This window comes from Kluyvera georgiana ATCC 51603, assembly GCF_001654985.1.
Classification (GTDB): domain Bacteria; phylum Pseudomonadota; class Gammaproteobacteria; order Enterobacterales; family Enterobacteriaceae; genus Kluyvera; species Kluyvera georgiana.
Genome location: NZ_LXEU01000016.1, coordinates 20,464 through 46,176, shown reverse-complemented (window position 1 = coordinate 46,176; position 25,713 = coordinate 20,464). Strand labels below are relative to the sequence as shown.

Annotated in this window: 27 protein-coding genes, 1 tRNA gene and 1 pseudogene; 22 read left to right on the top strand and 7 right to left on the bottom strand. The window is 54.7% G+C overall.

The annotated features are described in order from the left end of the window. Window positions 1-373: 373 nt before the first annotated feature. From M989_RS04495 to ruvX, 7 genes are all read left to right on the top strand, one after another. The gene (locus M989_RS04495) at window positions 374-1,780 is read left to right on the top strand and encodes a sugar porter family MFS transporter (RefSeq protein ID WP_074398732.1); all 1,407 of its coding nucleotides are present in this window, start codon (window positions 374-376) and stop codon (window positions 1,778-1,780) included. Between the two features lie 77 nt (window positions 1,781-1,857). Then, a complete protein-coding gene (locus M989_RS04490) occupies window positions 1,858-2,358 on the top strand; it encodes a SprT family zinc-dependent metalloprotease (protein ID WP_074398731.1) in 501 nt (166 codons plus the stop codon). 94 nt (window positions 2,359-2,452) lie between these two features. Continuing rightward, entirely contained in the window at window positions 2,453-3,160 is a 708-nt protein-coding gene (gene endA, locus M989_RS04485; protein WP_064542663.1) for a deoxyribonuclease I, read from the top strand. 78 nt (window positions 3,161-3,238) lie between these two features. Next, entirely contained in the window at window positions 3,239-3,970 is a 732-nt protein-coding gene (gene rsmE / locus M989_RS04480) for a 16S rRNA (uracil(1498)-N(3))-methyltransferase (RefSeq protein ID WP_064542660.1), read from the top strand. A 12-nt stretch (window positions 3,971-3,982) separates the two neighbouring features. Continuing rightward, window positions 3,983-4,930 carry a glutathione synthase gene (gshB, locus tag M989_RS04475; protein ID WP_064542657.1) on the top strand — a complete coding sequence of 316 codons (948 nt, stop codon included), beginning with the start codon at window positions 3,983-3,985 and terminating at the stop codon, window positions 4,928-4,930. A 146-nt stretch (window positions 4,931-5,076) separates the two neighbouring features. Next, window positions 5,077-5,640: a YqgE/AlgH family protein gene (locus M989_RS04470; RefSeq protein WP_064542654.1), complete on the top strand. Its 564-nt coding sequence runs from the start codon at window positions 5,077-5,079 to the stop codon at window positions 5,638-5,640. After that, window positions 5,640-6,056, top strand: a complete 417-nt coding sequence (gene ruvX / locus M989_RS04465) for a Holliday junction resolvase RuvX (protein ID WP_064542651.1) — start codon at window positions 5,640-5,642, stop codon at window positions 6,054-6,056. The genes M989_RS04470 and ruvX overlap by 1 nt, the downstream gene beginning before the upstream one ends. A 58-nt stretch (window positions 6,057-6,114) precedes the next feature. On the opposite strand, the gene M989_RS04460 is transcribed toward ruvX, so the two are convergent. Then, window positions 6,115-6,768, bottom strand: coding sequence for a LuxR C-terminal-related transcriptional regulator (locus M989_RS04460; protein ID WP_064542647.1), 654 nt, complete (start codon window positions 6,766-6,768; stop codon window positions 6,115-6,117). A gap of 521 nt (window positions 6,769-7,289) precedes the next feature. Further along, the gene (locus M989_RS04455; RefSeq protein ID WP_064542644.1) at window positions 7,290-8,270 is read right to left on the bottom strand and encodes a type IV pilus twitching motility protein PilT; all 981 of its coding nucleotides are present in this window, start codon (window positions 8,268-8,270) and stop codon (window positions 7,290-7,292) included. Between the two features lie 16 nt (window positions 8,271-8,286). On the opposite strand from M989_RS04455, the gene M989_RS04450 reads away from it, so the two are divergent. The 8 genes from M989_RS04450 to M989_RS04415 all read left to right on the top strand — a co-directional run bounded on the left by M989_RS04450 (window position 8,287) and on the right by M989_RS04415 (window position 14,738). Continuing rightward, entirely contained in the window at window positions 8,287-8,991 is a 705-nt protein-coding gene (locus M989_RS04450; RefSeq protein WP_064542640.1) for a YggS family pyridoxal phosphate-dependent enzyme, read from the top strand. Window positions 8,992-9,009: 18 nt separating this feature from the next. Continuing rightward, window positions 9,010-9,576 (top strand): YggT family protein, encoded by a 567-nt coding sequence (locus M989_RS04445; protein WP_064542638.1) that lies wholly within the window; start codon window positions 9,010-9,012, stop codon window positions 9,574-9,576. Further along, window positions 9,573-9,863, top strand: a complete 291-nt coding sequence (gene yggU / locus M989_RS04440; protein ID WP_064542635.1) for a DUF167 family protein YggU — start codon at window positions 9,573-9,575, stop codon at window positions 9,861-9,863. Before M989_RS04445 ends, yggU begins: the two co-directional genes overlap by 4 nt. Before the next feature lie 8 nt (window positions 9,864-9,871). After that, the gene (locus M989_RS04435; protein WP_064542632.1) at window positions 9,872-10,465 is read left to right on the top strand and encodes an XTP/dITP diphosphatase; all 594 of its coding nucleotides are present in this window, start codon (window positions 9,872-9,874) and stop codon (window positions 10,463-10,465) included. Further along, window positions 10,458-11,594: a radical SAM family heme chaperone HemW gene (hemW, locus tag M989_RS04430; protein WP_064542627.1), complete on the top strand. Its 1,137-nt coding sequence runs from the start codon at window positions 10,458-10,460 to the stop codon at window positions 11,592-11,594. The genes M989_RS04435 and hemW overlap by 8 nt, the downstream gene beginning before the upstream one ends. A gap of 304 nt (window positions 11,595-11,898) precedes the next feature. Continuing rightward, window positions 11,899-12,885, top strand: a complete 987-nt coding sequence (locus M989_RS04425; RefSeq protein ID WP_064542624.1) for a TRAP transporter substrate-binding protein — start codon at window positions 11,899-11,901, stop codon at window positions 12,883-12,885. A gap of 48 nt (window positions 12,886-12,933) precedes the next feature. Continuing rightward, window positions 12,934-13,437, top strand: coding sequence for a TRAP transporter small permease (locus M989_RS04420; protein ID WP_064542622.1), 504 nt, complete (start codon window positions 12,934-12,936; stop codon window positions 13,435-13,437). Then, entirely contained in the window at window positions 13,437-14,738 is a 1,302-nt protein-coding gene (locus tag M989_RS04415) for a TRAP transporter large permease (protein WP_064542619.1), read from the top strand. The genes M989_RS04420 and M989_RS04415 overlap by 1 nt, the downstream gene beginning before the upstream one ends. A 46-nt stretch (window positions 14,739-14,784) precedes the next feature. Here M989_RS04415 and M989_RS04410 read toward each other — a convergent pair. The 4 genes and pseudogenes from M989_RS04410 to trmB all read right to left on the bottom strand — a co-directional run bounded on the left by M989_RS04410 (window position 14,785) and on the right by trmB (window position 17,720). Beyond that, window positions 14,785-15,789, bottom strand: a pseudogene (locus tag M989_RS04410) (DUF1202 family protein). Between the two features lie 112 nt (window positions 15,790-15,901). After that, a complete protein-coding gene (locus tag M989_RS04405; RefSeq protein ID WP_064542616.1) occupies window positions 15,902-16,621 on the bottom strand; it encodes a YggN family protein in 720 nt (239 codons plus the stop codon). A 52-nt stretch (window positions 16,622-16,673) separates the two neighbouring features. Next, window positions 16,674-17,000 carry a YggL family protein gene (locus M989_RS04400; RefSeq protein WP_064542613.1) on the bottom strand — a complete coding sequence of 109 codons (327 nt, stop codon included), beginning with the start codon at window positions 16,998-17,000 and terminating at the stop codon, window positions 16,674-16,676. Then, the gene (trmB, locus tag M989_RS04395; protein WP_064542610.1) at window positions 17,001-17,720 is read right to left on the bottom strand and encodes a tRNA (guanosine(46)-N7)-methyltransferase TrmB; all 720 of its coding nucleotides are present in this window, start codon (window positions 17,718-17,720) and stop codon (window positions 17,001-17,003) included. A gap of 155 nt (window positions 17,721-17,875) precedes the next feature. Here trmB and mutY point away from each other — a divergent pair, with 155 nt between their 5' ends. The 4 genes from mutY (at window position 17,876) to M989_RS04375 (ending at window position 21,858) form a co-directional block, all read left to right on the top strand. Then, window positions 17,876-18,928: an A/G-specific adenine glycosylase gene (gene mutY / locus M989_RS04390; RefSeq protein WP_064542607.1), complete on the top strand. Its 1,053-nt coding sequence runs from the start codon at window positions 17,876-17,878 to the stop codon at window positions 18,926-18,928. 26 nt (window positions 18,929-18,954) lie between these two features. Then, complete coding sequence (locus tag M989_RS04385) at window positions 18,955-19,230, top strand: oxidative damage protection protein (RefSeq protein ID WP_064542603.1); 276 nt, start codon at window positions 18,955-18,957, stop codon at window positions 19,228-19,230. 47 nt (window positions 19,231-19,277) lie between these two features. Continuing rightward, a complete protein-coding gene (gene mltC / locus M989_RS04380) occupies window positions 19,278-20,360 on the top strand; it encodes a membrane-bound lytic murein transglycosylase MltC (protein ID WP_064542601.1) in 1,083 nt (360 codons plus the stop codon). A gap of 241 nt (window positions 20,361-20,601) precedes the next feature. Further along, window positions 20,602-21,858, top strand: coding sequence for a nucleoside permease (locus tag M989_RS04375; protein WP_064542598.1), 1,257 nt, complete (start codon window positions 20,602-20,604; stop codon window positions 21,856-21,858). A gap of 116 nt (window positions 21,859-21,974) precedes the next feature. Here M989_RS04375 and M989_RS04370 read toward each other — a convergent pair whose 3' ends face one another. Then, the gene (locus M989_RS04370; RefSeq protein ID WP_064542595.1) at window positions 21,975-24,110 is read right to left on the bottom strand and encodes an ornithine decarboxylase; all 2,136 of its coding nucleotides are present in this window, start codon (window positions 24,108-24,110) and stop codon (window positions 21,975-21,977) included. Between the two features lie 172 nt (window positions 24,111-24,282). Between M989_RS04370 and M989_RS26005 the strand changes: the two genes are divergently transcribed. From M989_RS26005 to M989_RS04360, 3 genes are all read left to right on the top strand, one after another. Next, complete coding sequence (locus tag M989_RS26005; protein WP_209438751.1) at window positions 24,283-24,492, top strand: hypothetical protein; 210 nt, start codon at window positions 24,283-24,285, stop codon at window positions 24,490-24,492. 36 nt (window positions 24,493-24,528) lie between these two features. Then, on the top strand, window positions 24,529-25,236 hold the full coding sequence (locus tag M989_RS04365; RefSeq protein WP_064542592.1) for a DUF554 domain-containing protein: 708 nt from the start codon (window positions 24,529-24,531) through the stop codon (window positions 25,234-25,236). Between the two features lie 105 nt (window positions 25,237-25,341). Then, window positions 25,342-25,417, top strand: a tRNA-Phe gene (locus tag M989_RS04360). Window positions 25,418-25,713 lie beyond the last annotated feature (296 nt).

Here is a 25,713-nt window from a genome sequence, read left to right as displayed (position 1 = left end):
TGAAATAAGCCCTCCCCGTTCGATAAAAGCCAGCCTCGCGCTGGCTTTTTTATGCCCGCAATTCATAACCTCTACGTATCAATTTACATTTCAAAACATTTTAATGAAAGCGATTACATCTTAGCACCCCAGGGTCATAAAGCCTTCTACTTCATGAATGAAACAGCTTTTCACCTTATTGCCTCATGTTTCAGTAAAATCTCATTATCGTTTTTTTGTTTCTCACTAAAATAAACACATACCTATGATTTAATTGATGTTTAACTCATGGATAACATGAATAACAGTGTAACCGATTACACAGTCGTGATTGTTATCACATTTTTTTACTACGCAGTCTCCTACCCTAAGCATCGATAGAATCAATGACTCAATGGAGAGCATCATGCCTAACAATAAAAAACAGGGTCGCTCGAACAAGACAATGACCTTCTTTGTCTGTTTTCTGGCGGCGCTGGCCGGACTGCTGTTCGGTCTTGATATCGGCGTTATTGCCGGTGCCCTACCGTTTATTACGACCGATTTCCAACTCAGTGCCCATACGCAGGAATGGGTGGTTAGTTCGATGATGTTCGGTGCCGCCGTCGGCGCCGTCGGCAGCGGCTGGCTCTCCTTCAAGCTGGGCCGTAAGAAAAGCCTGATGATCGGTGCGATCCTGTTCGTTGCCGGTTCCCTGTTCTCCGCCGCGGCTCCGAACGTTGAAGTACTGCTGATTTCCCGTGTGCTGCTCGGTCTGGCAGTGGGTGTGGCCTCCTACACCGCCCCGCTGTACCTGTCTGAAATCGCGCCGGAGAAAATCCGCGGCAGCATGATCTCCATGTATCAGCTGATGATTACCATCGGTATTCTTGGTGCGTACCTGTCCGATACCGCGTTCAGCTACAGCGGCGCATGGCGCTGGATGCTGGGCGTGATCATCATCCCTGCGGTGCTGTTGCTGATCGGCGTTATCTTCCTGCCGGACAGCCCGCGCTGGTTTGCGGCAAAACGTCGCTTTAACGATGCCGAGCGCGTACTGATGCGTCTGCGCGATACCAGCGCCGAAGCCAAACGCGAGCTGGATGAAATCCGCGAAAGCCTGAAGGTGAAACAGAGCGGCTGGGCGCTGTTCAAAGAGAACAGCAACTTCCGTCGCGCGGTGTTCCTCGGCGTGCTGCTGCAGGTAATGCAACAGTTCACCGGTATGAACGTCATCATGTACTACGCGCCAAAAATCTTTGAACTGGCGGGCTACACCAATACCACCGAACAGATGTGGGGGACCGTTATCGTTGGCCTGACCAACGTGCTGGCCACCTTTATCGCGATTGGTCTGGTTGACCGCTGGGGTCGTAAACCTACCCTTATCCTTGGCTTTATCGTGATGGCCGTGGGCATGGGCGTGCTGGGCTCGATGATGCATATCGGCATTCACTCCGCGGTGGCCCAGTACTTCGCCGTGCTGATGCTGCTGATGTTTATCGTTGGCTTCGCCATGAGCGCCGGTCCGCTGATTTGGGTACTGTGCTCTGAAATTCAGCCGCTGAAAGGCCGTGATTTCGGTATCACCTGCTCTACCGCCACCAACTGGATTGCGAACATGATCGTCGGGGCCACCTTCCTGACCATGCTGAACTCGCTGGGTAGCGCCAATACCTTCTGGGTTTACGGCGGTCTGAACGTGCTGTTCATCTTCCTGACCCTGTGGCTGATTCCGGAAACCAAAAACGTCTCTCTGGAACACATTGAACGTAACCTGATGCAGGGCCGTCCGCTGCGTGAAATTGGCGCTCGCGACTAACCTTCATCCCGCTTCCTCCCGCCTGGGAGGAAGCTTCTTCTTGCACCTCCCCGTTTCACGTTTTATTCTCAGCCGTTATGAAAACCCCTCGAATTCCTATCGCCGTCCAGCAAAACGTCATGCGCAGCCTGCGGGAAAAACTCGCTCAGGCCAACCTGGCGCTGGGGCGTAACTACCCCGAACCGAAGCTGGTCTATCAACAGCGCGGTACCTCTGCGGGTACCGCCTGGCTTCAGCAGTATGAGATTCGCCTCAATCCCGTGTTGTTACAGGAAAATCAGCAGGCGTTTATTGATGAAGTGGTGCCGCACGAGCTGGCGCACCTGCTGGTGTGGAAACACTTTGGCCGGGTCGCGCCGCACGGTAAAGAGTGGAAGTGGATGATGGAGAGCGTGCTCGGCGTACCGGCGCGGCGCACCCATCAGTTCGAGCTGGAGTCCGTGCGCAAAAATACCTTCCCCTATCGCTGCCGCTGCCAGCAGCATCAGCTCACCGTCCGCCGCCATAATCGCGTGGTGCGCGGTGAAGCCACCTATCGCTGCGTCCACTGCGGCGAACCATTAGTTGCCGAAATGTAACTAACGGAAATATCTGGAAGTTTTCTGACCTGACTGATTGCATCTGACAACCACATTGGTTACGTTGCGGGCTCGTTTTGAGATGGAGTTCGTGATGTACCGTAATTTGTCTTTTGCCGTGGCGTTTGTCGCGGCGGCACTCTCCGGGCAGGCCTTAGCCGAGGGTATTAACAGCTTTTCCCAGGCCAAAAGCGCCGGCGTAAAAGTGAATAGCGACGTTCCCGGCGATTTCTACTGCGGCTGTAAAATTAACTGGCAGGGTAAGAAAGGCGTTATCGATCTGGAATCCTGCGGCTATAAAGTGCGTAAAAATGAAAACCGCGCCAGCCGCGTCGAATGGGAGCACGTCGTTCCGGCGTGGCAGTTCGGCCATCAGCGCCAGTGCTGGCAGGACGGTGGCCGGAAGAACTGCGCCAAAGACCCGGAATACCGCAAGATGGAAAGCGACATGCACAACCTGCAGCCTGCCGTCGGCGAGGTGAACGGCGATCGCGGCAACTTTATGTACGGGCAGTGGAACGGCGGCGAAGGCCAGTACGGCCAGTGCGCCATGAAGGTCGACTTTAAAGAGAAAGTCGCCGAGCCGCCGGAGCGTTCACGCGGCGCCATCGCTCGTATCTACTTCTATATGCGCGACCGCTATCAGCTGACGCTCTCCCGCCAGCAAACCCAGCTGTTCAACGCCTGGGACAAAATGTATCCCGTCAGCCAATGGGAGTGCGAACGCGACCAGCGCATCGCCAAAATTCAGGGCAACCATAATCCATATGTGCTGCAGGCTTGCCAGGCGCAAAAGAGCTAACCTACACTAGCGGCAATTGTTATTTTGCCCTGCCCTCTCCCCGGCGGAGAGGGCGTAGCCACAGATGGAATTCAGACTATGCGCATCCCTCGCATCTATCACCCAGAATCACTCACCGTCGGCACGCAGGTTGCCCTATGCGAAGATGCGGCGAATCACGTCGGGCGCGTTTTACGCATGGGAAAAGGCCAGGCCATCCAGCTGTTTGACGGCAGCAACCACGTCTTTGAGGCCGTGATCACCGATGCCGGTAAAAAGAACGTGACGGTTGAAATCCAGAGCAGCGCACTGGACGATCGTGAATCGCCGATCCATATTCACCTCGGCCAGGTGATGTCGCGCGGCGATAAAATGGAATTCACCATCCAGAAATCGATAGAACTGGGTGTAAGCCTCATTACGCCACTTTTTTCCGAGCGCTGCGGCGTTAAACTGGATGCCGAGCGTCTGAATAAGAAGATTCAGCAGTGGCAAAAAATCGCGATTGCCGCCTGCGAGCAGTGCGGTCGCAACCTTGTTCCGGAGATTCGCCCGGCAATGGACGTAGAAGACTGGTGCGCCGAGCAGGACGATGCGCTAAAGCTCAATCTGCACCCGCGCGCCAGCGCCAGCATCAATACGCTGCCGCTGCCGGTGGAACGCGTGCGTCTGCTGATTGGCCCGGAAGGCGGTCTGTCCGCCGATGAAATTGCCATGACCGCACGCTACCAGTTTACTGATATTCTGTTGGGGCCTCGCGTTTTGCGCACAGAGACTACCGCACTCACCGCCATCACCGCACTGCAGGTGCGCTTTGGTGACTTGGGTTAAAGGAGAACAATAATGATCAAGCTCGGCATCGTGATGGATCCCATCGCAAGCATCAACATCAAGAAAGACACCAGCTTCGCTATGCTGCTGGAAGCACAACGTCGCGGTTACGAACTCCACTATATGGAGATGAACGATCTGTACCTGATCAACGGCGAATCGCACGCGCGTACGCGTCTGCTGAGCGTTGAGCAGAACTACGAAAAATGGTACGAGTTCGGCAGCGAGCAGGATATTAAACTCGCCGACCTCGACGTTATCCTGATGCGTAAAGATCCGCCGTTCGACACCGAATTTATCTACGCCACCTATATTCTTGAGCGCGCGGAAGAGAAAGGGACGCTTATCGTCAACAAACCGCAGAGCCTGCGCGACTGCAACGAGAAGCTGTTCACCGCGTGGTTCTCCGACCTGACGCCGGAAACGCTGGTCACCCGCAACAAGGCGCAGCTGAAAGCATTCTGGGAAAAACACGGCGACATCATCATGAAGCCGCTGGACGGCATGGGCGGCGCATCCATCTTCCGCGTGAAGGAAGGCGATCCGAACATTGGCGTCATTGCCGAAACGCTGACCGAGCTCGGCAGCCGCTACTGCATGGCGCAGAACTACCTGCCGGCCATTAAAGATGGCGACAAACGCGTGCTGGTTATCGACGGCGAACCGGTACCTTACTGCCTGGCACGTATCCCGCAGGGCGGCGAAACGCGCGGCAACCTGGCCGCCGGTGGCCGTGGTGAACCGCGTCCACTGAGCGAAAGCGACTGGGAAATCGCCCGTAAGGTTGGCCCAACGCTGAAAGCCAAAGGCCTGATCTTCGTTGGTCTGGATATCATTGGCGATCGTCTGACGGAAATTAACGTCACCAGCCCAACCTGCGTGCGTGAAATCGAAGCGGAATATCCGATTTCCATCACCGGTATGCTGATGGATGCTATCGAAAAACGCCTGCAAAAATAGTACGTTGCTTTAATACGGCGGGAGGGAATCCGCCGCCAACCGGGCGTTCAGCGCTGCATATACGCAGGCAAGCCTGGTGACAGCCGTGCGCTTTCCCCTCATACTGGGCATTGCTGCTTTTTAAAACAGGACAAGAACCTCTGATAATGAATTTACAGCATCATTTTCTTATTGCTATGCCAACCCTCCAGGATCCCATCTTCCGCCGATCCGTGGTTTACATCTGCGAATACAACGACGACGGTGCAATGGGCATTATTATTAATAAACCTCTGGAAAATTTGCAGGTTGAAGGGATCCTCGAAAAGCTGAAGATCTCCCCGGAACCTCGCGATCCGTCGATTCGCCTGGATAAGCCCGTCATGCTGGGTGGCCCACTGGCAGAAGATCGCGGATTTATTCTGCACACGCCGCCGGCGTCGTTCTCCTCCAGCATCCGGATCTCCGACAATACGATTGTCACCACTTCTCGTGATGTGCTGGAGACCCTCGGTACCGAGCGCCAACCGTCTGAAGTGCTGGTCGCGCTGGGCTATGCTTCCTGGGAAAAGGGGCAACTGGAGCAGGAGATCCTCGATAACGCCTGGCTCACCGCCCCAGCCGATTTCAATATCCTGTTTAAAACCCCAATTGGTGAACGCTGGAAAGAAGCGGCAAAGCTGATTGGGATTAATATTCTGACCATGTCAGGCGCTGCGGGGCACGCATAATGAGTGGAACACTACTGGCTTTCGATTTTGGCACGCGCAGCATTGGTGTGGCGATTGGCCAACGTATTACCGGCACTGCACGGCCGCTGGCCGCCATTAAGGCACAGGACGGCACTCCCGACTGGAACATTATTGCCCGTCTGCTTAAAGAGTGGCAGCCTGAAACGGTCATCGTCGGCCTACCGCTGAATATGGACGGTACCGAGCAACCGTTGACCGCGCGCGCGCGTAATTTTGCCAATAAAATTCACGGCCGCTTTGGCGTGCCGATTACGCTGCATGATGAACGACTGAGCACCGTTGAGGCTCGCGCCGGGCTGTTTGAGCATGGGGGATTCAGGGCGTTGAACAAAGGCAGCGTCGACTCCGCCTCAGCCGTAGTGATTCTGGAAAGTTATTTCGAACAGGGTTACTAGCCATGGGCAGCCCCGGGAATCATTTCCCGGGAACACGCCAGAATAGGTGACTCGCCGATTAGTGGCGCAGATTTTCGTTGGCCCAGCTTACCGCCTGAGTTCTATTCTTCACGCTTAGCTTACGGAATACATTATACAGATGCGTGCGGACGGTATTCTCACTGATAAACAACGCACGAGCGATATCCATATTGGTCGCGCCGTGACGTAATTCATTGAGAATTTCACATTCACGTTCCGTCAGCGGCACGCTATCGTGATTTTCCGGAGTATGTTCAACGGCATACATTGCTGGGTGCATCACGCTCAATTCAGCCGTCTGCTCGCCGTTTAAGACCGCTTTGACGCCCTCAATTAAGCGCGATTCTTCGTCGTCATGACGGAACACGCCATACAGTGCAGGCCACTGCGCCATTTCGTATAATTCATACTTCTGCGCACTGTTGATAATTAACAAGCGAGGGGAATCAAACTGCGTGCGGATAATATCGCGCCAGATGCCATTCAGTTTTTTGTTGGAAACGGCAATATCGAACAATACCACAGTGCCCTTGTTAAGGCGCTGCATCAGCGGCTTGTTGATATTGTGTACATCGACGGAAACTGAAAGTAATTCAGTAAGATAGTTTGCAAACGCGTTTGCTTGTACTGACGGGTGGGTGATTAAGATAATCTTCCGGGAATTAGATACACTCTCAGTTACTTCAAACATTTTGAAACTCTCCATAGTCTATATCCACCATCATGGTGATTTAATAAGTCAAAGCAAAGGCAAACCTAATACCATTAATAATAAGAACCAACCGACAAGTGAAACTTTATTTCATAAGATTAGTCCTAATTACATAAATAGGATAGAACGAAGACCCTGGAAGTGTCAAAAGAATATCAACCTTTTTTTGTAAGCCTACGCAACACAATGTAATTAACTAATTACAAAGCTCTCATACCTATGGCGTAACGACTCATACCATATTAGAATAAACGTCGTAGGAAGTTTTGTTTCCGCCCTTTGAAAATCACTCAGAAATTACAAATAAGTACATCCCCGCAACAGCGACAATAATTAAATTTACAAAACAAAAAGAGAAACTGATTATTATCCCAGCGATGAATATTAAAATAAAACGGCCATCACATTTTTGCCTTCAATTATGTGCTAGCCGAATTCATTGTTTCTCAATGGCGCTCGCCAGACGATCATGCTGGCGAATAACTATACGTTTTTCCTTTTTATAGCATCCCGGCATTCACTCGCTGCTGGTAGCTCTGGCTGAAGGTCTGCATTCCGCTTTGCAGTCCAGTCTGCATCACGCCAGCAATCTGATGCGTTTTCCCCTCGCGAATAAGGTTGCTGACGGCAGGTGTATTAATCAACATTTCAAACAACGCCACACGCCCGCCCTGGCTGTCAGGCTGTAGCTTCTGCGCCAGCACTGCGCAGAGGCTGCTGGCAAGCTGGTTGCGAACCGGCTCTTTCTCCTGAGCAGGAAACACATCAACCAGCCGCTCGATCGCCTGCGCGGCGCCGCGCGTATGTAGCGTCGCCAGAACCAGATGACCGGTTTCCGCCGCCGTCAGCGCCAGGCGAATTGTCTCACTATCGCGAAGCTCGCCAAGCAGAATCACGTCGGGATCCTGACGTAGCGCCACCCTCAGCGCCTCCGCGAAAGAGGCGGTATGCTGCCCGATTTCGCGCTGCTGAATCAGGCAGTCTGCGCTGGTATGCAGAAACTCAACGGGATCCTCCAGCGTCAGAATATGTCCTGCCAGGTGATGATTGAGATGGTCCACCATTGCCGCCAGCGTGGTCGATTTACCGCTCCCCGTCGCCCCGGTCACCAGAATCAATCCGCTTTCTTCGTTGAGCATCTCAGCCAGCGCAACCGGCGTATGCAGTTCAGCAAGCGTCGGGCACCGCGTGGGCAAAAGGCGTAGTACCAACGATGCCCCCTGGCTGTGAGCAAACGCGCTGGCACGTAATCGTGGACAACCGGGAAGCGAGACGGAAAAATCAAGCTGCCGATGCCGTTGCCACGCCTGCTGCTGGCTATCACTCAGCCAGTTGGCCATCAACACCTCGAGATCCGGGACGGTAAACGGCGCGATTTCCAGCTTGCCTCCCCTACGCCAGCGCGCGTTTGCGCTGCTACACAGGTGTAGATCCGAGACGTTATGCTTTACACTAAGCGCCACGATTTCTTGTATATCCATAGACCCACCAGCCCATATGAACGATATTGCGCATAACCTGGCACAGGTCAGGGAGAAAATCTCAGCGGCAGCAGCACGTTGCGGCCGGGATTCAAAAGAAGTAACGCTGCTTGCAGTGAGTAAAACTAAACCTGCGAGCGCCGTCGAAGAAGCCGTTGCGGCGGGCCAGAGCGCGTTTGGCGAAAACTATGTTCAGGAAGGGGTAGAGAAAATTCTCCACTTTCGCGAGCAGGGAATCACCTCGTTGCAATGGCACTTTATTGGCCCACTGCAGTCCAATAAAAGTCGTTTGGTTGCCGAGCACTTCGACTGGTGCCACACCGTGGACCGACTGAAAATTGCCGTGCGCTTAAGCGAGCAGCGTCCGGCCAGCTTGCCGCCGCTCAACGTGCTGATTCAAATCAATATCAGCGATGAGCAAAGCAAATCAGGCATTCCGTTGGCAGAGCTTGACGCGCTGGCCGCCGCTATTGCCGCCCTGCCGAACGTCTGCCTGCGCGGCTTAATGGCGATTCCCGCGCCGGAAAAAGAGTACGACCGGCAGTTTGCCGTTGCCCGCGAAATGGCTGTAGCATTCGCGCGACTGAAAGCAGACTACCCGACCGTAGACACGCTATCTCTGGGCATGTCTGACGACATGGAAGCCGCTGTTGCGGCAGGTAGTACAATGGTACGCATTGGCACCGCGATTTTTGGTGCGCGTGATTACACAAAAAAATAAGGAACCCCAAGGAACGCCATGAAGACGTTGACCTTCCTGCTCTCTACAGTGATTGAACTGTACACAATGGTGCTACTGCTGCGCGTCTGGATGCAGTGGGCGCGCTGCGATTTTTACAACCCATTCTCGCAGTTCGTGGTGAAGATCACTCAACCGATCGTCGGCCCGCTGCGTCGCGTCATTCCGCCGATGGGTCCGCTGGACAGTTCTTCGCTGCTGCTGGCCTTTATTCTGTGCGTGGTGAAAGCCATCGTGCTGTTTATGGTCATCACCTTCCAGCCAATTATCTGGATCTCTGCGGTGCTGATTCTGCTCAAGACCATCGGCCTGCTGATCTTCTGGGTACTGCTGCTGATGGCGATCATGAGCTGGGTCAGCCAGGGCCGCAGCCCGGTTGAGTTCGTGCTGATGCAGCTCGCCGAACCGCTGCTGCGCCCTATCCGCCGCCTGCTGCCGTCCATGGGAGGAATTGATTTTTCCCCAATGGTGCTGGTGCTGCTGCTGTACGTCATCAATATGGGCATCGCCGAAGTGCTGCAAGCCACCGGCAACATGCTGCTGCCAGGACTGTGGATGGCGCTATGAGTGCCGTCACTCCCTGCGATGACGGGCTGGTGCTGCGGCTGTATATTCAGCCAAAGGCCAGCCGGGATGCGATTGTTGGGGTACATGGCGACGAACTGAAAGTCGCCATCACCGCCCCGCCCGTTGATGGGCAGGCTAATGCTCATCTGGTGAAGTATCTCGCCAAACAGTTTAAGGTCGCCAAAAGCCAGGTCATCATCGAGAAAGGTGAACTGGGGCGGCATAAACAGGTTAAAATTATTCATCCGCAACAGATCCCATCGGGCGTCGACGCCCTGAAACTTTAGGATATCCCATGCAAAAAGTTGTCCTCGCGACCGGTAACGCCGGTAAAGTGCGCGAGCTTGCTTCGCTGCTCGGCGATTTTGGTCTTGATATCGTCGCCCAGACCGAGCTTGGCGTAGAGTCAGCCGAGGAGACCGGGCTGACCTTTATTGAAAACGCGATTCTCAAAGCGCGCCACGCCGCGCAGGTGACCGGCTTACCGGCCATCGCCGATGACTCTGGTCTGGCAGTTGACATTCTCGGCGGCGCGCCGGGGATCTACTCCGCACGCTACTCCGGCCTCGATGCCAGCGACCAACAGAATCTGGAAAAGCTGCTGGAAACGTTAAAAGACGTGCCGGACGACCAGCGTCAGGCGCAGTTTCACTGCGTGCTGGTCTATATGCGCCACGCAGAAGACCCCACGCCGTTGGTGTGCCACGGCACCTGGCCGGGCGTGATTACCCGCGCCCCAGCGGGCCAGGGCGGCTTCGGCTACGATCCTATCTTCTTCGTGCCGTCGGAAGGCAAGACCGCCGCCGAGCTTAGCCGCGAAGAGAAGATTGCCATCTCCCACCGCGGCCAGGCGCTGAAGCTGCTACTGGAAGCCATGCGTCATGGTTAAGCTCCCCCCGCTGAGTCTCTACATTCATATCCCGTGGTGCGTGCAGAAGTGCCCGTACTGCGACTTCAACTCGCACGCGCTGAAGGGTGAAGTCCCACACGACGACTACGTACAGCATCTGCTGAGCGATTTAGACGCCGACGTTGCTTATGCGCAGGGACGTGAAGTGCAGACTATCTTCATCGGTGGCGGTACGCCGAGCCTGCTGTCAGGCCCGGCGATGCAGGCTCTGCTGGACGGTGTGCGCGCGCGCCTGACGTTGGCTTCTGATGCAGAAATCACCATGGAAGCCAACCCGGGCACCGTCGAAGCCGACCGCTTCGTGGAGTATCAGCGGGCGGGCGTCAACCGTATCTCTATCGGGGTACAGAGCTTTAGCGACAGCAAGCTCCAGCGTCTTGGGCGCATCCACGGGCCGGAAGAGGCTAAACGCGCGGCGCGCCTGGCGAGCGGGCTGGGGCTGCGCAGCTTCAACCTCGATCTGATGCACGGGTTACCGGATCAGTCGCTGGAAGAGGCGCTGAGCGACCTGCGCCAGGCGATTGAACTATCGCCGCCGCATCTCTCCTGGTATCAGCTGACTATCGAGCCCAATACTCTGTTTGGTTCGCGCCCGCCGGTGCTGCCGGACGACGACTCGCTGTGGGATATCTTCGAGCAGGGTCATCAATTGCTGACCGCCGCAGGTTATCAGCAGTATGAAACCTCGGCCTATGCCAAACCGGGCTATCAGTGCCAGCACAACCTCAACTACTGGCGCTTTGGCGATTATCTGGGCATCGGCTGCGGTGCGCATGGCAAGGTGACGTTCCCGGACGGCCGCATTCTGCGTACGGCAAAAACGCGTCATCCGCGCGGCTATATGGAAGGGCGCTATCTGGAGCGCCAGCACGACGTTGAGAACGCCGACAAGCCGTTTGAATTCTTTATGAACCGCTTCCGTTTACTGGAAGCCGCGCCGCGCGCCGAATTCAGCGCCTATACCGGCCTGGACGAAAGCATTATCCGCTCACAGTTGGATGAAGCGCTGGCCCTGGGCTACCTGACCGAGTGCGAGCAATACTGGCAGATAACCGAGCACGGTAAACTGTTTTTGAACTCACTGCTTGAACTGTTTCTTAGTGAATAAATAATAAATATATTTCGCCATTATAAATAATGGCGAAATATATCATTCAGCTTTACCGAGTGGTTACCCCAATACTTCCCGAATAATTTCACCATCAATATTTAAATAAGATATTAATAGCCAATAACGAATATGTCATAAATATAACCCAGCGCACAAAAACCGCATTTAATGCACAGATAGCTGAAAATTGTGAGAGTGGTAGCTTAAAGCTGTCTGACAACCAGGATAATATGTCATACAGAAATTCAACGCTGTCCCTCTAGATATAGACCACAATAATGAATGTGCATGGAGCCTATTAATGAAATCTCTCTTTTTTCGCAAAACGCTAATCTGTGCGTCGCTTTTCGCGTTGCTTTCCGCTGGGGCCGCTGCGGCTGAAAAAGTGACGCTGAAGCTGGCGCACAACCTTGAGCGTAGCCACGTAGTGCACCAGGCTTTTGAAGAAATGGCCAAAGAGGTCAAGCAGCTGTCAGACGGCAAGATGACCATCCGTATTTACCCAAGCAGCCAGATGGGCAGCGCGCGTGAAACCATGGAGTTATTACAGAACGGCGCGCTGGATATGACCAAAGGTTCCGCCAGCGATCTGGAATCTTTCGACAACGTTTATGCCATTTATAATTTGCCGTTCTTATTTAAAGACCAGGCACATTTTAATAAAGTGGTATTTGGCGAGGTCGGTAAAGAAATTATGGACTCAACGAAAGAAAAAGGATTCTTCGCCCTTTCCGCTTATGTTGCCGGTACCCGTAGTTTTTATGCCAAAAAACCGATTACTAAACCTGAAGATTTAAAAGGGCTGAAAATTCGCGTTCAGGCCAGCCCGACCACCATAAAAATGATTGAATTAATGGGTGGTTCACCCACACCTATTTCATTCGGTGAAGTTTATACCGCAATGCAGCAGGGCGTGGTTGACGGTGCGGAAAATAATGTCCCATCGTGGGTACAAACGCGCCATATCGAAATTGCCAAAGTCTTCTCTGAAGATGAGCACGCCTCTATTCCTGACTTCCTGGTGATCTCCACCAAAACCTGGGACAAGCTAACGCCGGAGCAGCAGCAGATTCTGGCGAAAGCAGCCACGGATTCGCAGATTTATCAACAGAAGCTGTGGGACAAAATCGACGCCGACACGCGTGCTCAGGCGAAGGCCATGGGCGGCGAGATCGTCAAGGTCGACAAAGCGCCGTTCCGTGCGGCGGTCCAGCCGCTGTTTGACGATTTCAACAAAGATCCGAAACAGGCCGCGCTGCTGGCCAAATTTGAAGCCGCCTCAGAGTAATTCCCTTGCGGGCCAGCATCTGGCCCGCCTTCACCAGGATAACAAACGATGATTTTTACCCGCACTAAACAGGCGGTGGACCGCGCGATCGCCGCGTTCTCCGTCGCGGTCATGGTGGCGCTGGTCGTCTGCGTCGTCTGGCAGGTGTTCAGTCGCTATGTGTTAAACCAACCCAGCACGCTGACGGACGAGCTGGCGCGTTTTCTGATGATTTGGGTTGGCCTGCTTGGCGCGGCCTACACCGTCGGCGCACAGCGCCATCTGGCGATCGATCTGCTGGCTATGACGCTCAAGCCGCGTAAGCAAACGCTGCTGGGCGTGGTGATTAACCTGCTGATTTTTATCTTCTCCGGCTCGGTCATTGTGACCGGTGGGCTAAAGCTCATCGCCAAAACGCTGGCAACCGCGCAGGTCTCCGCGGCGATGCAGATCCCAATGGGCTACGTCTATCTGATCCTGCCGTTGTCCGGCCTCATCATGATGTTCTACGCGCTGTGGTTTATCGCCAACGGCCTGATTAGCCTGAAACAGTCCGCAGAAGGAGCGAGCTAATGGACGGGTATATTGCTTTAACGCTGTTCGGCGCTTTCTTTGTGCTGGTGTTTATCGGCGTGCCGATTTCGTTCTCTATCGGCATTGCGACCGTTGCCTCGATGCTGCTGATGTTCCCGTGGGATATCGCCGTCATAACCGTCTCCCAGCGCCTGGCCAACGGTCTGGACAACTTTGCCCTGCTGGCGATTCCGTTCTTTATCTTCGCCGGTACGTTGATGAACAGCGGCGGGATTGCCATCCGCCTGATTAACCTCGCGCAGGTGATGGTCGGCCGCGTTCCCGGCTCGCTGGGCCACGTTAACGTGCTGGCTAATATGATGTTCGGCTCTATTTCTGGTTCGGCGGTCGCTGCCGCTGCGGCGGTGGGCGGCACCCTGCACCCGATTCAGACCAAAAAGGGCTATGACCCCACGTTCTCCACTGCGGTTAACGTCTCGTCGTGCATTACCGGGCTGCTGATTCCGCCGTCTAACGTACTGATCGTCTTCTCGCTGACCGCGGGCGGCGTGTCGGTGGCCTCGCTGTTTATGGCGGGCTATCTGCCAGGTATTCTGATGGGCCTGGCGATTATGGTGGTCTGCGCGATTATCGCGAAGCGCCGCGGCTACCCGGTCTCCGAGCGCCCGACCTGCGCACAGGCGGCGAAAGCCTTCTTCGACGCCCTGCCGAGCCTGCTGCTGGTGATTATCGTGATGGGCGGGATTCTGGGCGGTATTTTCACCGCCACCGAAGCCTCGGCGATTGCCGTGGTCTACACCTTTATCCTGTCGGTGATTATCTACCGCGAGGTGAAATGGCGCGATCTACCAAAGCTTATCCTGGAGTCGGTGGTCACAACCTCCATCGTGCTGCTATTGATTGGCTTTTCCGTCGGCATGTCGTGGGCGATGACCAACGCCGATATTCCCTACATGATCAGCGACACGCTGATGGGGATCTCGGAGAATCCGCTGGTGATCCTGCTGCTGATTAACATTGTGCTGCTGATCGTCGGCATCTTTATGGATATGACGCCTGCGGTGCTGATCTTCACGCCGATCTTCCTGCCCATCGCCCAGGACCTGGGCATGGATCCGGTACACTTTGGTATCATGATGGTTGCCAACCTGTGTATTGGCCTGTTGACGCCGCCAGTAGGCAGCGCGCTGTTTGTCGGCTGCTCTATCTCCGGAGTGAAGATCCAGCAGTTAATCAAACCGCTGCTGCCATTCTACGCCGCGCTGCTGGTCGCCCTGATGATGATCGCCTACATCCCGCAGATCTCGCTGTTTATTCCGCAGCTGCTGGGGCTAATGTAATCCCCACGTCACCCGGACGAGGCGCGGATGCGCCGACTCCGGGTTATCAGGGAATCACTTTTTCTTTACGCATTCTCGCCACCCCTTCCAGCCAGCGCTTCGCATTATACGTGAGCTCCTGATTGCTGGACTCCAGCACTACCATTTGCCCACGTAGCGCCTCTCGCTGTTTTCTCAGCGGCGCCACCTTCGCGTCTTTTTCCGCGATCGCCTTCGCTATCCTTTCCTGCATCAGGTCATGCTGGCGATGATATTCACGCCGCTGCACTTCAAGAGCAACGTCACGCGCAGCGCGAATCGGCTCGGCATCGCACACCGCCTTTTTCTGACAGGCGACCAGCGCGGGTTCATACACGTTGATGTAGTACTGGTTACTGAATTTCGTCATGTCGTTTTTGCGGTCAACGGCGTACATCTCAGCGTTCATCGCCTGCAATACCGCGCTGCGGTCGCGCGGTTTACCGTTGGCGTCCGTTCCCCATGAGCGCAGTATTTACTCGTCTAAGTCCATCACCCGCTTTTTCAGCTCATCGTATTGTTTCTGCTGGGTTTCCACCGTCGTTTTACTTTCGGCGAACTGGGTATCAAGCTTCGCGAACTGCGCCATAAAGCCGCTGTCGTTAACGACCAACGTCTTACTAAGATCCTCCGTTGGGCTAAACGGCCTGCCCGCATTTTTCGCCGCCATTTGCATGGAAAAAAACGTCGTCGTCCAGCCCGAAGCCTGGGTGCCCACGGCGGTCATCATCGCTGAAAATTTTACCGGACGGTTCTTTACCCAAGTGTTTTCATAAAAGAGATAATCCCCCGCCATTCCCACCATCCGATAGAGATTGTCGTCAGCGGCCATATCGCCTTCGACCGAGTAGGTAGCTTGATTACCTACAGCGTCAAGCCGGCGTAACGTGATATGCCCCAGGTGCATCAGCCCGCCAGACTGCTTCGCAAACTGCTGTTTGATAACATCGTCGGTAGGGATATTACTGTTGGCAAAAACCGACACGGTGACGCAGCAAAGAAGAAATGCCCCGCGTGTCCAGACGAGCTTCATCGGCAAATTCCTTTTAGTATGAAAAGCGCATCATACGGAATCTGCGAAGGGGAGACGGGTAAACAAAATCTGAATCTGGCTACCCGCAGAAATGCAGGTAGCCGGGGGGATTTTACTTCAGCGTGCCGACCAGCGCCTTGCGGCTGTCTTCCAGCGACACCACGCGGCTGCACACGTCTTTACCAAACGCCTGGAAATCCGCTTCCTGGTTTTTCCACTCGTTCTGAATGGCAGTTTGCAGACCGCCAAGACTGCCCAGCACACCCTGTAGCGGGTTACCGCCGCCTTTCAGCACCGCTTTGGCGCCCATCTCGTTAATGCTGTCCTGCAGAATACCGCCCATCGCCTGATTGACGAGCTGCTGACCGTCGGCGCGAACCTGGTCTATCGCTTTGTAGTGGAAGGTCAGGCCGTCGGTACGGTGTTCAATAATGCGGTTCATCTGCGCTTTGAGCTGCGCGTCGAGCTTGGTCAGGCGACCGCGCATATTGCTGCTCTCGCCCACTTCTTTGGCGATAATTTTATCCAGCGCCACGCGGCCTTTTTCGACCCGGCTACGCGCACCGTCGTCGATCCACGGCAGCGCGCTGCGCAGTTCGGTCTGATAATCTTTGGCCTGCTCACGCTGGGCCGGCGTTAACGTATACGCCTTACCGTTGTAGGTCACATCGCCGTTGGGGGTAATAATAAGATTGCCGTTTTCACCTTGCACCTGCACGGTTTGCGGCTTGAGCACCACGTCATCGCGTGGCGTGACGCTGCACTGGTAGTCAGCGTGGGCGGTCATCGCCGTGAACGAGAGTACTGCCGTCAGCAGCGTTTTGCGCATCATAACTTTCCCTCAGTACAAATCGGGCCAGCAAATGCTGGCCCCGTATGCTTATTTAGTCCCACCAAACGTCGAAAAGTTCGCTGGTGCGCACTTCTTCAAACTTGCGATCTTCCAGCCACTTGCGAACCAGCGCCTGATGTTCTTCGGTGCACTTGCCCACTTCCTGGGTGCAAATCAGACCTTCCCAGGCCAGATAGCCGCTGCCGTCAAACGCCAGCTTGTTCGGCTCGATCACTTCATCGATAAACTGATCGACGACCTGATCGATCTGTTCTTCGCTGGTGCCTTCCGGGAAACGCCACGCAACGGAGAAGCCGATTTCCTGAAATTCATCGATGTGCATTTTTTTACGCAAACGACGGCTACGATTCTTTGCCATTTATTTCACCCTCTCGAACATTAAGTCCCATACGCCGTGGCCAAGACGATGACCACGCTGTTCAAATTTGGTTACCGGGCGCGAATCCGGGCGCGGTACGTAATCCTGAGTTTCAGACAGGTTCTGATACCCTTCGATGGAGGACATCACTTCCAGCATGTGTTCCGCATAGGGTTCCCAGTCGGTTGCCATGTGGAAGACGCCGCCCAGCTTGAGCTTGCTTTTCACGAACTGGGCAAACGGCACCTGAACGATACGGCGTTTATTATGACGCGCTTTATGCCACGGGTCAGGGAAAAAGAGCTGCACCATGTTCAGGGAGTTGTCCGGGATCATCTTGTGCAGGACTTCTACCGCGTCGTGACACATCACGCGCAGGTTATCAACACCCTCTTCGTGCGCCGAGGCCAGGCACGCGCCCACGCCCGGTGAATGCACTTCAATACCGAGGAAGTTCTGCTCCGGGCGCGCTTTGGCCATCGCCACCAGCGAAGCCCCCATACCAAAACCAATCTCCAGAGTGACCGGCGCATCGCGGCCAAACAGCGCGACGAAATCGACGGGCTCTTCGCTGAACTCAACGCCCATCACCGGCCAGTAGTTTTCCAGCGCGTGTTCCTGCCCTTTAGTCAGTCGCCCCTGGCGACGAACAAAACTACGAATGCGGCGCAGCGGGCGGCCGTTTTCATCAAAATCCGGTGAAATGACGTCGTTCTTCATAAAAATAAGTCTGCTTGTGAGAGTGTTCGGGAAACGGGCATTATCCAAAGTTAGTTGCCGGATGCAAGCACCGGAAAGTTCCTGTTTACAGCATAGTACCGCTGTGCTGCAATCTGGCCTCTTAATAGTACGACATTGGAAGCACGGCTTTGACTATGCAAGCGTCTCAATTTTCAGCCCAGGTACTGGACTGGTACGACAAATACGGGCGTAAAACCCTGCCCTGGCAAATTGAAAAGACGCCCTACAAAGTATGGCTGTCTGAGGTGATGTTGCAACAGACGCAGGTTGCCACAGTTATCCCTTATTTTGAGCGGTTTATGTCACGCTTTCCCACCGTCACCGACCTCGCTAACGCGCCGCTGGACGACGTCCTGCATCTGTGGACCGGCCTGGGCTACTACGCCCGCGCGCGTAACCTGCACAAGGCCGCTCAGCAGGTCGCCACGCTGCACCATGGTCGTTTCCCGGAAACGTTTGACGAAGTGGCGGCGCTGCCCGGCGTGGGCCGCTCTACCGCCGGGGCGATTTTATCGCTGTCGCTCGGTAAACATTTTCCCATTCTCGACGGTAACGTGAAGCGCGTGCTGGCGCGCTGTTATGCCGTGGACGGCTGGCCGGGGAAAAAAGAGGTCGAGAAACGGCTGTGGGAGATCAGCGGACAGGTCACGCCTGCCGACGGCGTTTCGCGCTTTAACCAGGCGATGATGGACCTGGGCGCGATGGTGTGTACCCGCTCAAAACCCAAGTGCTCGCTCTGCCCGCTGGAAAACGGCTGCATCGCCGCCGCCAACGGCAGTTGGGCGCAGTATCCGGGTAAAAAACCGAAGCAGACCATCCCCGAGCGTACCGGCTATTTTCTGATGATGCAGCACGACCGCGAGGTGTTTTTACAGCAGCGTCCGCCTAGCGGCCTGTGGGGCGGTCTATACTGTTTCCCGCAGTTTGCCGATGAAACGGCGCTGCGCGACTGGCTGGCCGAGCGGCAGATTCCGGCAGAGAAGCTGACCCAGCTTACCGCTTTCCGCCACACTTTCAGCCATTTCCATCTGGACATTGTGCCTATGTGGCTTAGTGTGTCCTCATTCGCCTCATGCATGGATGAAGGCAGCGCTCTCTGGTATAACTTAGCCCAGCCGCCCGTCGTTGGGCTGGCCGCACCGGTTGAGCGCCTGTTGCAGCAGTTACGCGCCGATTCACTCGTTTAACGAGCGGCGAAATAAGAGGATTGATTATGAGCAGAACTATTTTTTGTACTTTCCTGCAGCGCGACGCCGAAGGACAGGATTTCCAGCTCTACCCCGGCGAGCTGGGAAAGCGCATCTATAACGAGATTTCGAAAGAAGCCTGGAAGCAGTGGCAGCACAAGCAGACCATGCTCATCAATGAAAAGAAACTCAATATGATGAATGTGGAGCACCGTAAGCTTCTGGAAGAGGAAATGGTTAACTTCCTGTTTGAAGGCAAAGATGTGCACATTGAAGGCTACACGCCGCCAGAAAAACAGTAAGGGCCCAAAGGCCCTTTAAGACAACAACAACACGCGCTCCCGGAATGATGAAAAAAAGAATATTTGCACTGGCATTGATAGCGCCGTTGCTTGTTTCCTGCTCGGGTTCAAAAAAGGGCGATGCCTACAATGAAGCTTGGGTAAAAGACACCAACGGTTTTGACATTCTGATGGGTCAGTTCGCCCATAATATTGAAAACATCTGGGGGTTTAACGAAGTTCTGATCGCCGGGCCGAAGGACTACGTTAAATACACCGATGGCTACCAGACGCGTAGCCATATCAACTTCGATGACGGTACCATCACCGTCGAAACCATCGCCGGTACCGAACCCGCTGCGCGCCTGCGCCAGGCCATCATCACCACGCTGCTGATGGGTGACGACCCCAGCTCGGTCGACCTTTACTCCGACGCCGACGACATTCAGATTTCCAAAGAACCGTTCCTGTACGGCCAGGTGGTCGATAACACCGGCGAGGCTATTCGCTGGGAGTGGCGTGCCGCGCGCTTCGCCGACTATCTGCTGCAAACGCGGATGAAAAAACGCAGCAACGGCCTGCACATTATTTATAGCGTGACCATTAATCTGGTACCGAACCACCTTGATAAGCGTGCCCACAAATATCTGGGCATGGTGCGGCAGGCTTCACGCAAATACGGCATCGACGAGTCGTTGATTCTGGCGATTATGCAGACTGAATCGTCCTTTAACCCGTATGCGGTCAGCCGTTCCGACGCGATGGGGCTGATGCAGGTGGTGCAGCATACCGCCGGGAAAGACGTCTTCCGCTCGCAGGGGAAATCCGGCACGCCAAGCCGTAGCTTCCTGTTCGATCCGGCCAGCAACATTGATACCGGGACCGCCTATCTGGCGATCCTCAACAATATCTACCTTGGCGGTATCAACAACCCAACGTCGCGCCGCTATGCGGTGATTACCGCCTATAACGGCGGTGCGGGCAGCGTGCTGCGCGTCTTCTCTAACGATAAGGTGCAGGCGGCAAACATCATTAACAGCATGTCGCCAGGCGACGTCTATCAGACGCTGACCACCCGCCATCCGTCGGCGGAATCGCGTCGCTATCTCTATAAGGTGAATACGGCGCAGAAAAGCTATCGCCGTAAGTGACAATTCTCACAAACGCAGCCGCTTCCTCCCGATTTTGCCCAGGGTAAAGCGGCTTCCCCACCTGAACTTCCTACAGAAATGTTAGTTTTGTCACTATTTCGTTGTGCAAAGTAAAAATAATTGCAATTTTTTGCGGCGCTTAACAATGTCTCATCACAGCCATTGATAGAATCAGCACAAATAATGCCTTCGGATGTTATTACGCGAACGCCTATCCGGTCCTATTTGTGAGGAAATTAACATGAATTTAAAGCTGCAGCTTAAGATACTGTCCTTCCTGCAGTTCTGCCTGTGGGGGAGCTGGCTGACCACGCTTGGCTCATACATGTTTGTGACGCTGAAGTTCGATGGTGCCTCTATCGGCGCGGTGTACAGCTCACTGGGTATCGCCGCCGTCTTTATGCCAACGCTGCTGGGCATCGTGGCGGATAAATGGATTAGCGCCAAGTGGGTCTATGCATTTTGTCACCTGGTGGGGGCAGGAACGTTATTTATGGCCGCCGAAGTCACCACGCCGGGGGCGATGTTCTTCGTTATTCTGCTTAACTCGCTGGCCTATATGCCAACGCTGGGCCTGATTAACACCATCTCCTACTACCGCCTGAAATCGGCGGGCATGGACATCGTTACCGACTTCCCGCCAATCCGCATCTGGGGCACCATCGGCTTTATTCTGGCGATGTGGGCGGTGAGCTTCTCCGGCTTCGAGCTGAGCCATATGCAGCTGTACATTGGCGCGGCGCTGTCGGTCGTGCTGGTGCTGTTCACTCTGACACTGCCACACATTCCCGTTTCTAACCAGCAGCAGAAACAAAGCTGGAGCAGCATGCTGGGGCTGGACGCCTTTGCGCTGTTTAAAAACAAACGCATGGCGATCTTCTTTATCTTCTCGATGATGCTGGGCGCGGAACTGCAGATCACCAACATGTTCGGCAACACCTTCCTGCACAGCTTTGATAAAGATCCGCTGTTTGCCACCAGCTTTATCGTGCAGCACGCCTCCGTGATGATGTCGATTTCACAAATCTCCGAGACGCTGTTCATCCTCACCATCCCGTTCTTCTTAAGCCGCTACGGTATCAAAAACGTCATGTTGATCAGTATTTTCGCGTGGATGCTGCGCTTCGGCCTGTTCGCCTACGGCGACCCGACGCCGTTCGGCACCGTGCTGCTGGTACTGTCGATGATTGTTTACGGCTGCGCCTTCGACTTCTTCAACATTTCCGGCTCAGTATTTGTGGAAAAAGAAGTCCGCCCGGAAATCCGCGCCAGCGCGCAGGGCATGTTCCTGATGATGACCAACGGCTTTGGCTGCATCCTTGGCGGCATGGCGAGCGGGAAAGTCGTGGAGATGTACACCGTGGACGGGATTACCGATTGGCAAAGCGTATGGCTGATTTTCGCCGGCTACTCGCTGGTGCTGGCGGTGGCGTTCGTTGGGCTGTTCAAATATAAACATGAGCGTGTTGCGCCGGGAGCACAGCCAGTTGTGCATTAAGGCGTCGTCCCTCTCTTCCAACGAAGGAGAGGGAACCCGGTTCTATTGTTAATCACTGCACCTGACGGCCCCTCTCCCCCATGGGGAGAGGGTTAGGGTGAGGGGTTCCCCACACCTTACTTCAAAACATACCCATACAGCCGGCTAATCCCGTCAGCATCCTTCTCGCTGTACACCCCCTGAAGCTCCGGCGAGAAGCCGGGCAGCAGGTTCACGCCCTCTTCCAACGCCAGAAAATAGCGCTGTACCGCACCGCCCCACACTTCCCCCGGCACCACGCACAGCACGCCCGGCGGGTACGGCAGCGCGCCCTCGGCGGCAATGCGCCCTTCGGCATCACTGATACGGACCAGCTCAACATTACCGCGAATAAACTCGCTGTTAGCGTCCTGCGGGTTCATCACCACATTCGGCAAACTCTCTTTGCGGAACATCGCCTTTTGCAGATCCTTGACGTCAAAGCTGACATAGAGATCGTGCATCTCCTGACACAGCTCGCGTAGCGTATAGTCACGGTAACGTACCGGATACTTGTTGTAGATAGTCGGCAACACGTCGGCCAGCGGCGTATCGTCCTCGATATGCTGTTCAAACTGGCCAAGCATTGCCACCAGCAGCGCCATTTTCTCCGGCGTTTCCGCAGGGGTTAACAGGAACAGAATCGAATTCAGGTCGCACTTCTCCGGCACGATACCGTTCTCACGCAGATAGTGGGCAAGAATCGTCGCCGGAATGCCAAACTCGGTATATTGCCCGGTTTCTGCGTCGATCCCCGGGGTGGTCAGCAGCAGCTTGCACGGGTCAACGAAGTACTGTTCCTGCGCATAACCCTCAAAACCGTGCCAGCGCGCGCCCGGCGTGAAGCTAAAGAAGCGACGCTCGCTGGCAATCGTTTTGGTCGGGTGATCCTGCCACGGGCGGCCATCCACCATCGGCGGAATAAACGGCTGGATCATCTTGCAGTTCGCCACAATCGCCTTACGCGCTTCAATACCCAGCTCAACGCATTCTGCCCACAGACGGCGACCACTCTCCCCTTCGTGGATTTTGGCGTTGATATCCAACGCCGCAAACAGCGGGTAAAACGGGCTGGTTGAGGCGTGCAGCATAAAGGCGTTGTTCAGCCGTTTGTGCGGGCAAAAGCGTGCCTGGCCGCGAATATGGTTATCTTTTTTATGGATCTGCGAGGTCTGCGAGAATCCCGCCTGCTGTTTGTGCACCGATTGGGTAACGAAAATGCCCGGATCGTTTTCGTTGAGATCCAGCAGCAGCGGCGAGGTGTCGGACATCATATCGATAAACTGCTCGTAGCCTACCCACGCGGAGTCAAACAGAATGTAGTCGCAAAGGTGGCCGATTTTATCCACCACCTGACGCGCATTGTAGATAGTGCCGTCATAGGTGCCCAGCTGAATGATCGCCAGGCGGAACGGACGCGCATCATCGGCTTTCTCCGGCGCGGCTTCACAAATCTGCTCGCGCAGGTAGCGTTCGTCAAAGCAGTGCTCATCAATGCCACCGATGAAACCGAACGGGTTACGCGCCGCTTCCAGATAGACCGGCGTCGCGCCAGCCTGAATCAGCGCACCGTGGTGGTTCGATTTGTGGTTGTTGCGGTCGAACAGCACCAGATCGCCGCGGGTCAGCAGCGCATTGGTCACCACCTTATTGGCGGCGGAAGTGCCGTTCAGCACAAAGTAGGTTTTATCGGCGTGGAACACCTTCGCGGCAAACTTCTGCGCGTGCTTGGCTGAACCTTCGTGAATCAGCAGGTCGCCGAGCTTCACGTCGGCATTGCACATGTCGGCACGAAACACGTTCTCGCCGAAGAAGTCATAAAACTGACGGCCCGCCGGATGCTTTTTAAAGAACGCGCCGTGCTGATGGCCCGGGCAGGCAAAGGTGCTGTTACCCATTTCAACGTACTGAGTCAGGGTATTAAAAAACGGCGGCAGCAGCTCTTCTTCATAGCGACAGGCGGCGGTCTCCAGCTCCAGCCACTCCTGGTCTTTACCGCTGATGACCGCATCTACGCCGTTTGGGGCGCTGATATCATCGCTCGTCAGCATGAATACCGGCAGCTTAAATCCGCTGCGTTTGAGTAACGCAAGAATGCCGCTGTGGCTATCGGCCACGGTAATGACGACTGCTGCCACATCGGTAAAGTCGGTACTATCCAGCGCCACCACGACACGATGGGTGGAAAGGCGTGAGACCAGTTCACGACTGGCAGCAATGTTCATTGATTTCATAAGCGCAACGACCCACTCAGGGAGAGTAAAAGTCCTGGGCAGAGCATCTGGCTCTGCCCCACGAAGCGTCTGGGTGCAACTGGGTTACAGCTCCGACCGCCAGACATCAGTAAAAGCAGACATGGTCTAATCTTACTGTTGTCCTGCAGTGAGCGTGCGTTGGCGTCACCGCATGGTGAACAAGGAAAAACGGGCAGACCTTCGCGAGCAGGCGAAGCGGCATTGGCAATGTAATGGCAAAGATGTCATTGCAGGCGGCCCCGATTCAGGAAAGGAGAAATTTCGCGCAATCATGGCACCATTCACCAGAGGGTGCAAGACGAAATTTTTATGCACCAATACCACGGAGAAACAAGCACTGAACCGATTAATCAGTCCATAATAATGCAGAGCTTATATATAAGTAACAGGAGTTAACGTGGTAATTGGCCCATTTATTAATGCCGGGGCGGTGCTCGTCGGTGGTTTGATCGGCGCGTTGTTAAGCCAGCGTCTTCCGGAGCGTATTCGCGTCTCCATGACCTCGATCTTCGGCCTCGCCTCGTTGGGTATTGGCCTGCTGCTGGTGATCAAGTGCGCCAACATGCCGGTGATGGTGCTGGCCACACTGGTGGGAGCGCTGATCGGTGAGTTTTGCCATCTGGAAAAAGGGATCAACAACGGCGTCTCCCGACTGCAAAAACGGCTGATTAAGCCCGGCAAAAGCCGGGAACATGAGACATTTATTCAAAGCTACGTGGCGATCATCGTGCTATTTTGCGCGAGCGGAACCGGGATTTTTGGTTCAATGCACGAAGGAATGACCGGCGATCCGACCATACTCATCGCCAAGTCGTTTCTCGATTTCTTTACCGCCATGATTTTCGCCTGCTCGCTCGGCTTTGCCGTCTGCGCCATCAGCGTGCCGATGCTGGTCATCCAGCTAACGCTGGCCTTCTGCGCCTTTATGATCCTGCCGCTGACCACCCCCGCAATGATGGCCGATTTCACCGCCGTCGGCGGCCTGTTACTGTTGGCAACCGGCCTGCGTATCTGCGGAATCAAGATGTTCGCCGTGGTGAATATGCTGCCCGCGCTGCTGCTGGCGATGCCTATTTCCGCTGCCTGGACCGCCTTTTTTGCCTGACGTCGCGTGCAAAATACGCAAGGTGATGATAGATTGTGCAACTCGCCGCAAAATTTATAATTTTCGTTGACGAGGCGAGGCGATTACGGTTTAATGCGCCCCGTTGCCCGGATAGCTCAGTCGGTAGAGCAGGGGATTGAAAATCCCCGTGTCCTTGGTTCGATTCCGAGTCCGGGCACCAATATTCATAAGGCCTCGCTGCAAAGCGGGGCTTTTTCCTTTCTTAGCTACGGTAGATTTCTGGTCGTTGCAACACGTTATTTGTTTGCTGGATTTCTCGCCATTTTCGCAGATGTTCGTTACTTTTAGACACCTCAACACCCTCTGATGTGCCTCTTCCTTACCTCACTGCTACGGTCTTTCTACGGTCCTCTACGGTTCCTTTCTCTAAGATTAATCATAATGAAGCAGAGAATACGGGGGAAATGGGGGATTTCATAATTTACTTTATTTAACAACAAATTACCTGTCCCTCCC

What these genes read in the sequence shown, in the direction of transcription:
- M989_RS04405 (WP_064542616.1), bottom strand. Translation starts at nt 16,621, where the DNA reads ATGATGCGCAAAACGCTGCTGACGGCAGTACTCTCGTTCACGGCGATG.
- M989_RS26005 (WP_209438751.1), top strand. Translation starts at nt 24,283, where the DNA reads ATGGTGAACAAGGAAAAACGGGCAGACCTTCGCGAGCAGGCGAAGCGG.
- M989_RS04455 (WP_064542644.1), bottom strand. Translation starts at nt 8,270, where the DNA reads ATGGATATACAAGAAATCGTGGCGCTTAGTGTAAAGCATAACGTCTCG.
- rsmE (WP_064542660.1), top strand. Translation starts at nt 3,239, where the DNA reads ATGCGCATCCCTCGCATCTATCACCCAGAATCACTCACCGTCGGCACG.
- M989_RS04370 (WP_064542595.1), bottom strand. Translation starts at nt 24,110, where the DNA reads ATGAAATCAATGAACATTGCTGCCAGTCGTGAACTGGTCTCACGCCTT.
- M989_RS04450 (WP_064542640.1), top strand. Translation starts at nt 8,287, where the DNA reads ATGAACGATATTGCGCATAACCTGGCACAGGTCAGGGAGAAAATCTCA.
- M989_RS04425 (WP_064542624.1), top strand. Translation starts at nt 11,899, where the DNA reads ATGAAATCTCTCTTTTTTCGCAAAACGCTAATCTGTGCGTCGCTTTTC.
- ruvX (WP_064542651.1), top strand. Translation starts at nt 5,640, where the DNA reads ATGAGTGGAACACTACTGGCTTTCGATTTTGGCACGCGCAGCATTGGT.
- M989_RS04460 (WP_064542647.1), bottom strand. Translation starts at nt 6,768, where the DNA reads ATGTTTGAAGTAACTGAGAGTGTATCTAATTCCCGGAAGATTATCTTA.
- M989_RS04445 (WP_064542638.1), top strand. Translation starts at nt 9,010, where the DNA reads ATGAAGACGTTGACCTTCCTGCTCTCTACAGTGATTGAACTGTACACA.
- mltC (WP_064542601.1), top strand. Translation starts at nt 19,278, where the DNA reads ATGAAAAAAAGAATATTTGCACTGGCATTGATAGCGCCGTTGCTTGTT.
- M989_RS04400 (WP_064542613.1), bottom strand. Translation starts at nt 17,000, where the DNA reads ATGGCAAAGAATCGTAGCCGTCGTTTGCGTAAAAAAATGCACATCGAT.
- gshB (WP_064542657.1), top strand. Translation starts at nt 3,983, where the DNA reads ATGATCAAGCTCGGCATCGTGATGGATCCCATCGCAAGCATCAACATC.
- M989_RS04495 (WP_074398732.1), top strand. Translation starts at nt 374, where the DNA reads ATGGAGAGCATCATGCCTAACAATAAAAAACAGGGTCGCTCGAACAAG.
- M989_RS04470 (WP_064542654.1), top strand. Translation starts at nt 5,077, where the DNA reads ATGAATTTACAGCATCATTTTCTTATTGCTATGCCAACCCTCCAGGAT.
- M989_RS04375 (WP_064542598.1), top strand. Translation starts at nt 20,602, where the DNA reads ATGAATTTAAAGCTGCAGCTTAAGATACTGTCCTTCCTGCAGTTCTGC.
- M989_RS04490 (WP_074398731.1), top strand. Translation starts at nt 1,858, where the DNA reads ATGAAAACCCCTCGAATTCCTATCGCCGTCCAGCAAAACGTCATGCGC.
- trmB (WP_064542610.1), bottom strand. Translation starts at nt 17,720, where the DNA reads ATGAAGAACGACGTCATTTCACCGGATTTTGATGAAAACGGCCGCCCG.
- endA (WP_064542663.1), top strand. Translation starts at nt 2,453, where the DNA reads ATGTACCGTAATTTGTCTTTTGCCGTGGCGTTTGTCGCGGCGGCACTC.
- M989_RS04385 (WP_064542603.1), top strand. Translation starts at nt 18,955, where the DNA reads ATGAGCAGAACTATTTTTTGTACTTTCCTGCAGCGCGACGCCGAAGGA.
- mutY (WP_064542607.1), top strand. Translation starts at nt 17,876, where the DNA reads ATGCAAGCGTCTCAATTTTCAGCCCAGGTACTGGACTGGTACGACAAA.
- M989_RS04435 (WP_064542632.1), top strand. Translation starts at nt 9,872, where the DNA reads ATGCAAAAAGTTGTCCTCGCGACCGGTAACGCCGGTAAAGTGCGCGAG.
- M989_RS04420 (WP_064542622.1), top strand. Translation starts at nt 12,934, where the DNA reads ATGATTTTTACCCGCACTAAACAGGCGGTGGACCGCGCGATCGCCGCG.
- hemW (WP_064542627.1), top strand. Translation starts at nt 10,458, where the DNA reads ATGGTTAAGCTCCCCCCGCTGAGTCTCTACATTCATATCCCGTGGTGC.
- M989_RS04415 (WP_064542619.1), top strand. Translation starts at nt 13,437, where the DNA reads ATGGACGGGTATATTGCTTTAACGCTGTTCGGCGCTTTCTTTGTGCTG.
- yggU (WP_064542635.1), top strand. Translation starts at nt 9,573, where the DNA reads ATGAGTGCCGTCACTCCCTGCGATGACGGGCTGGTGCTGCGGCTGTAT.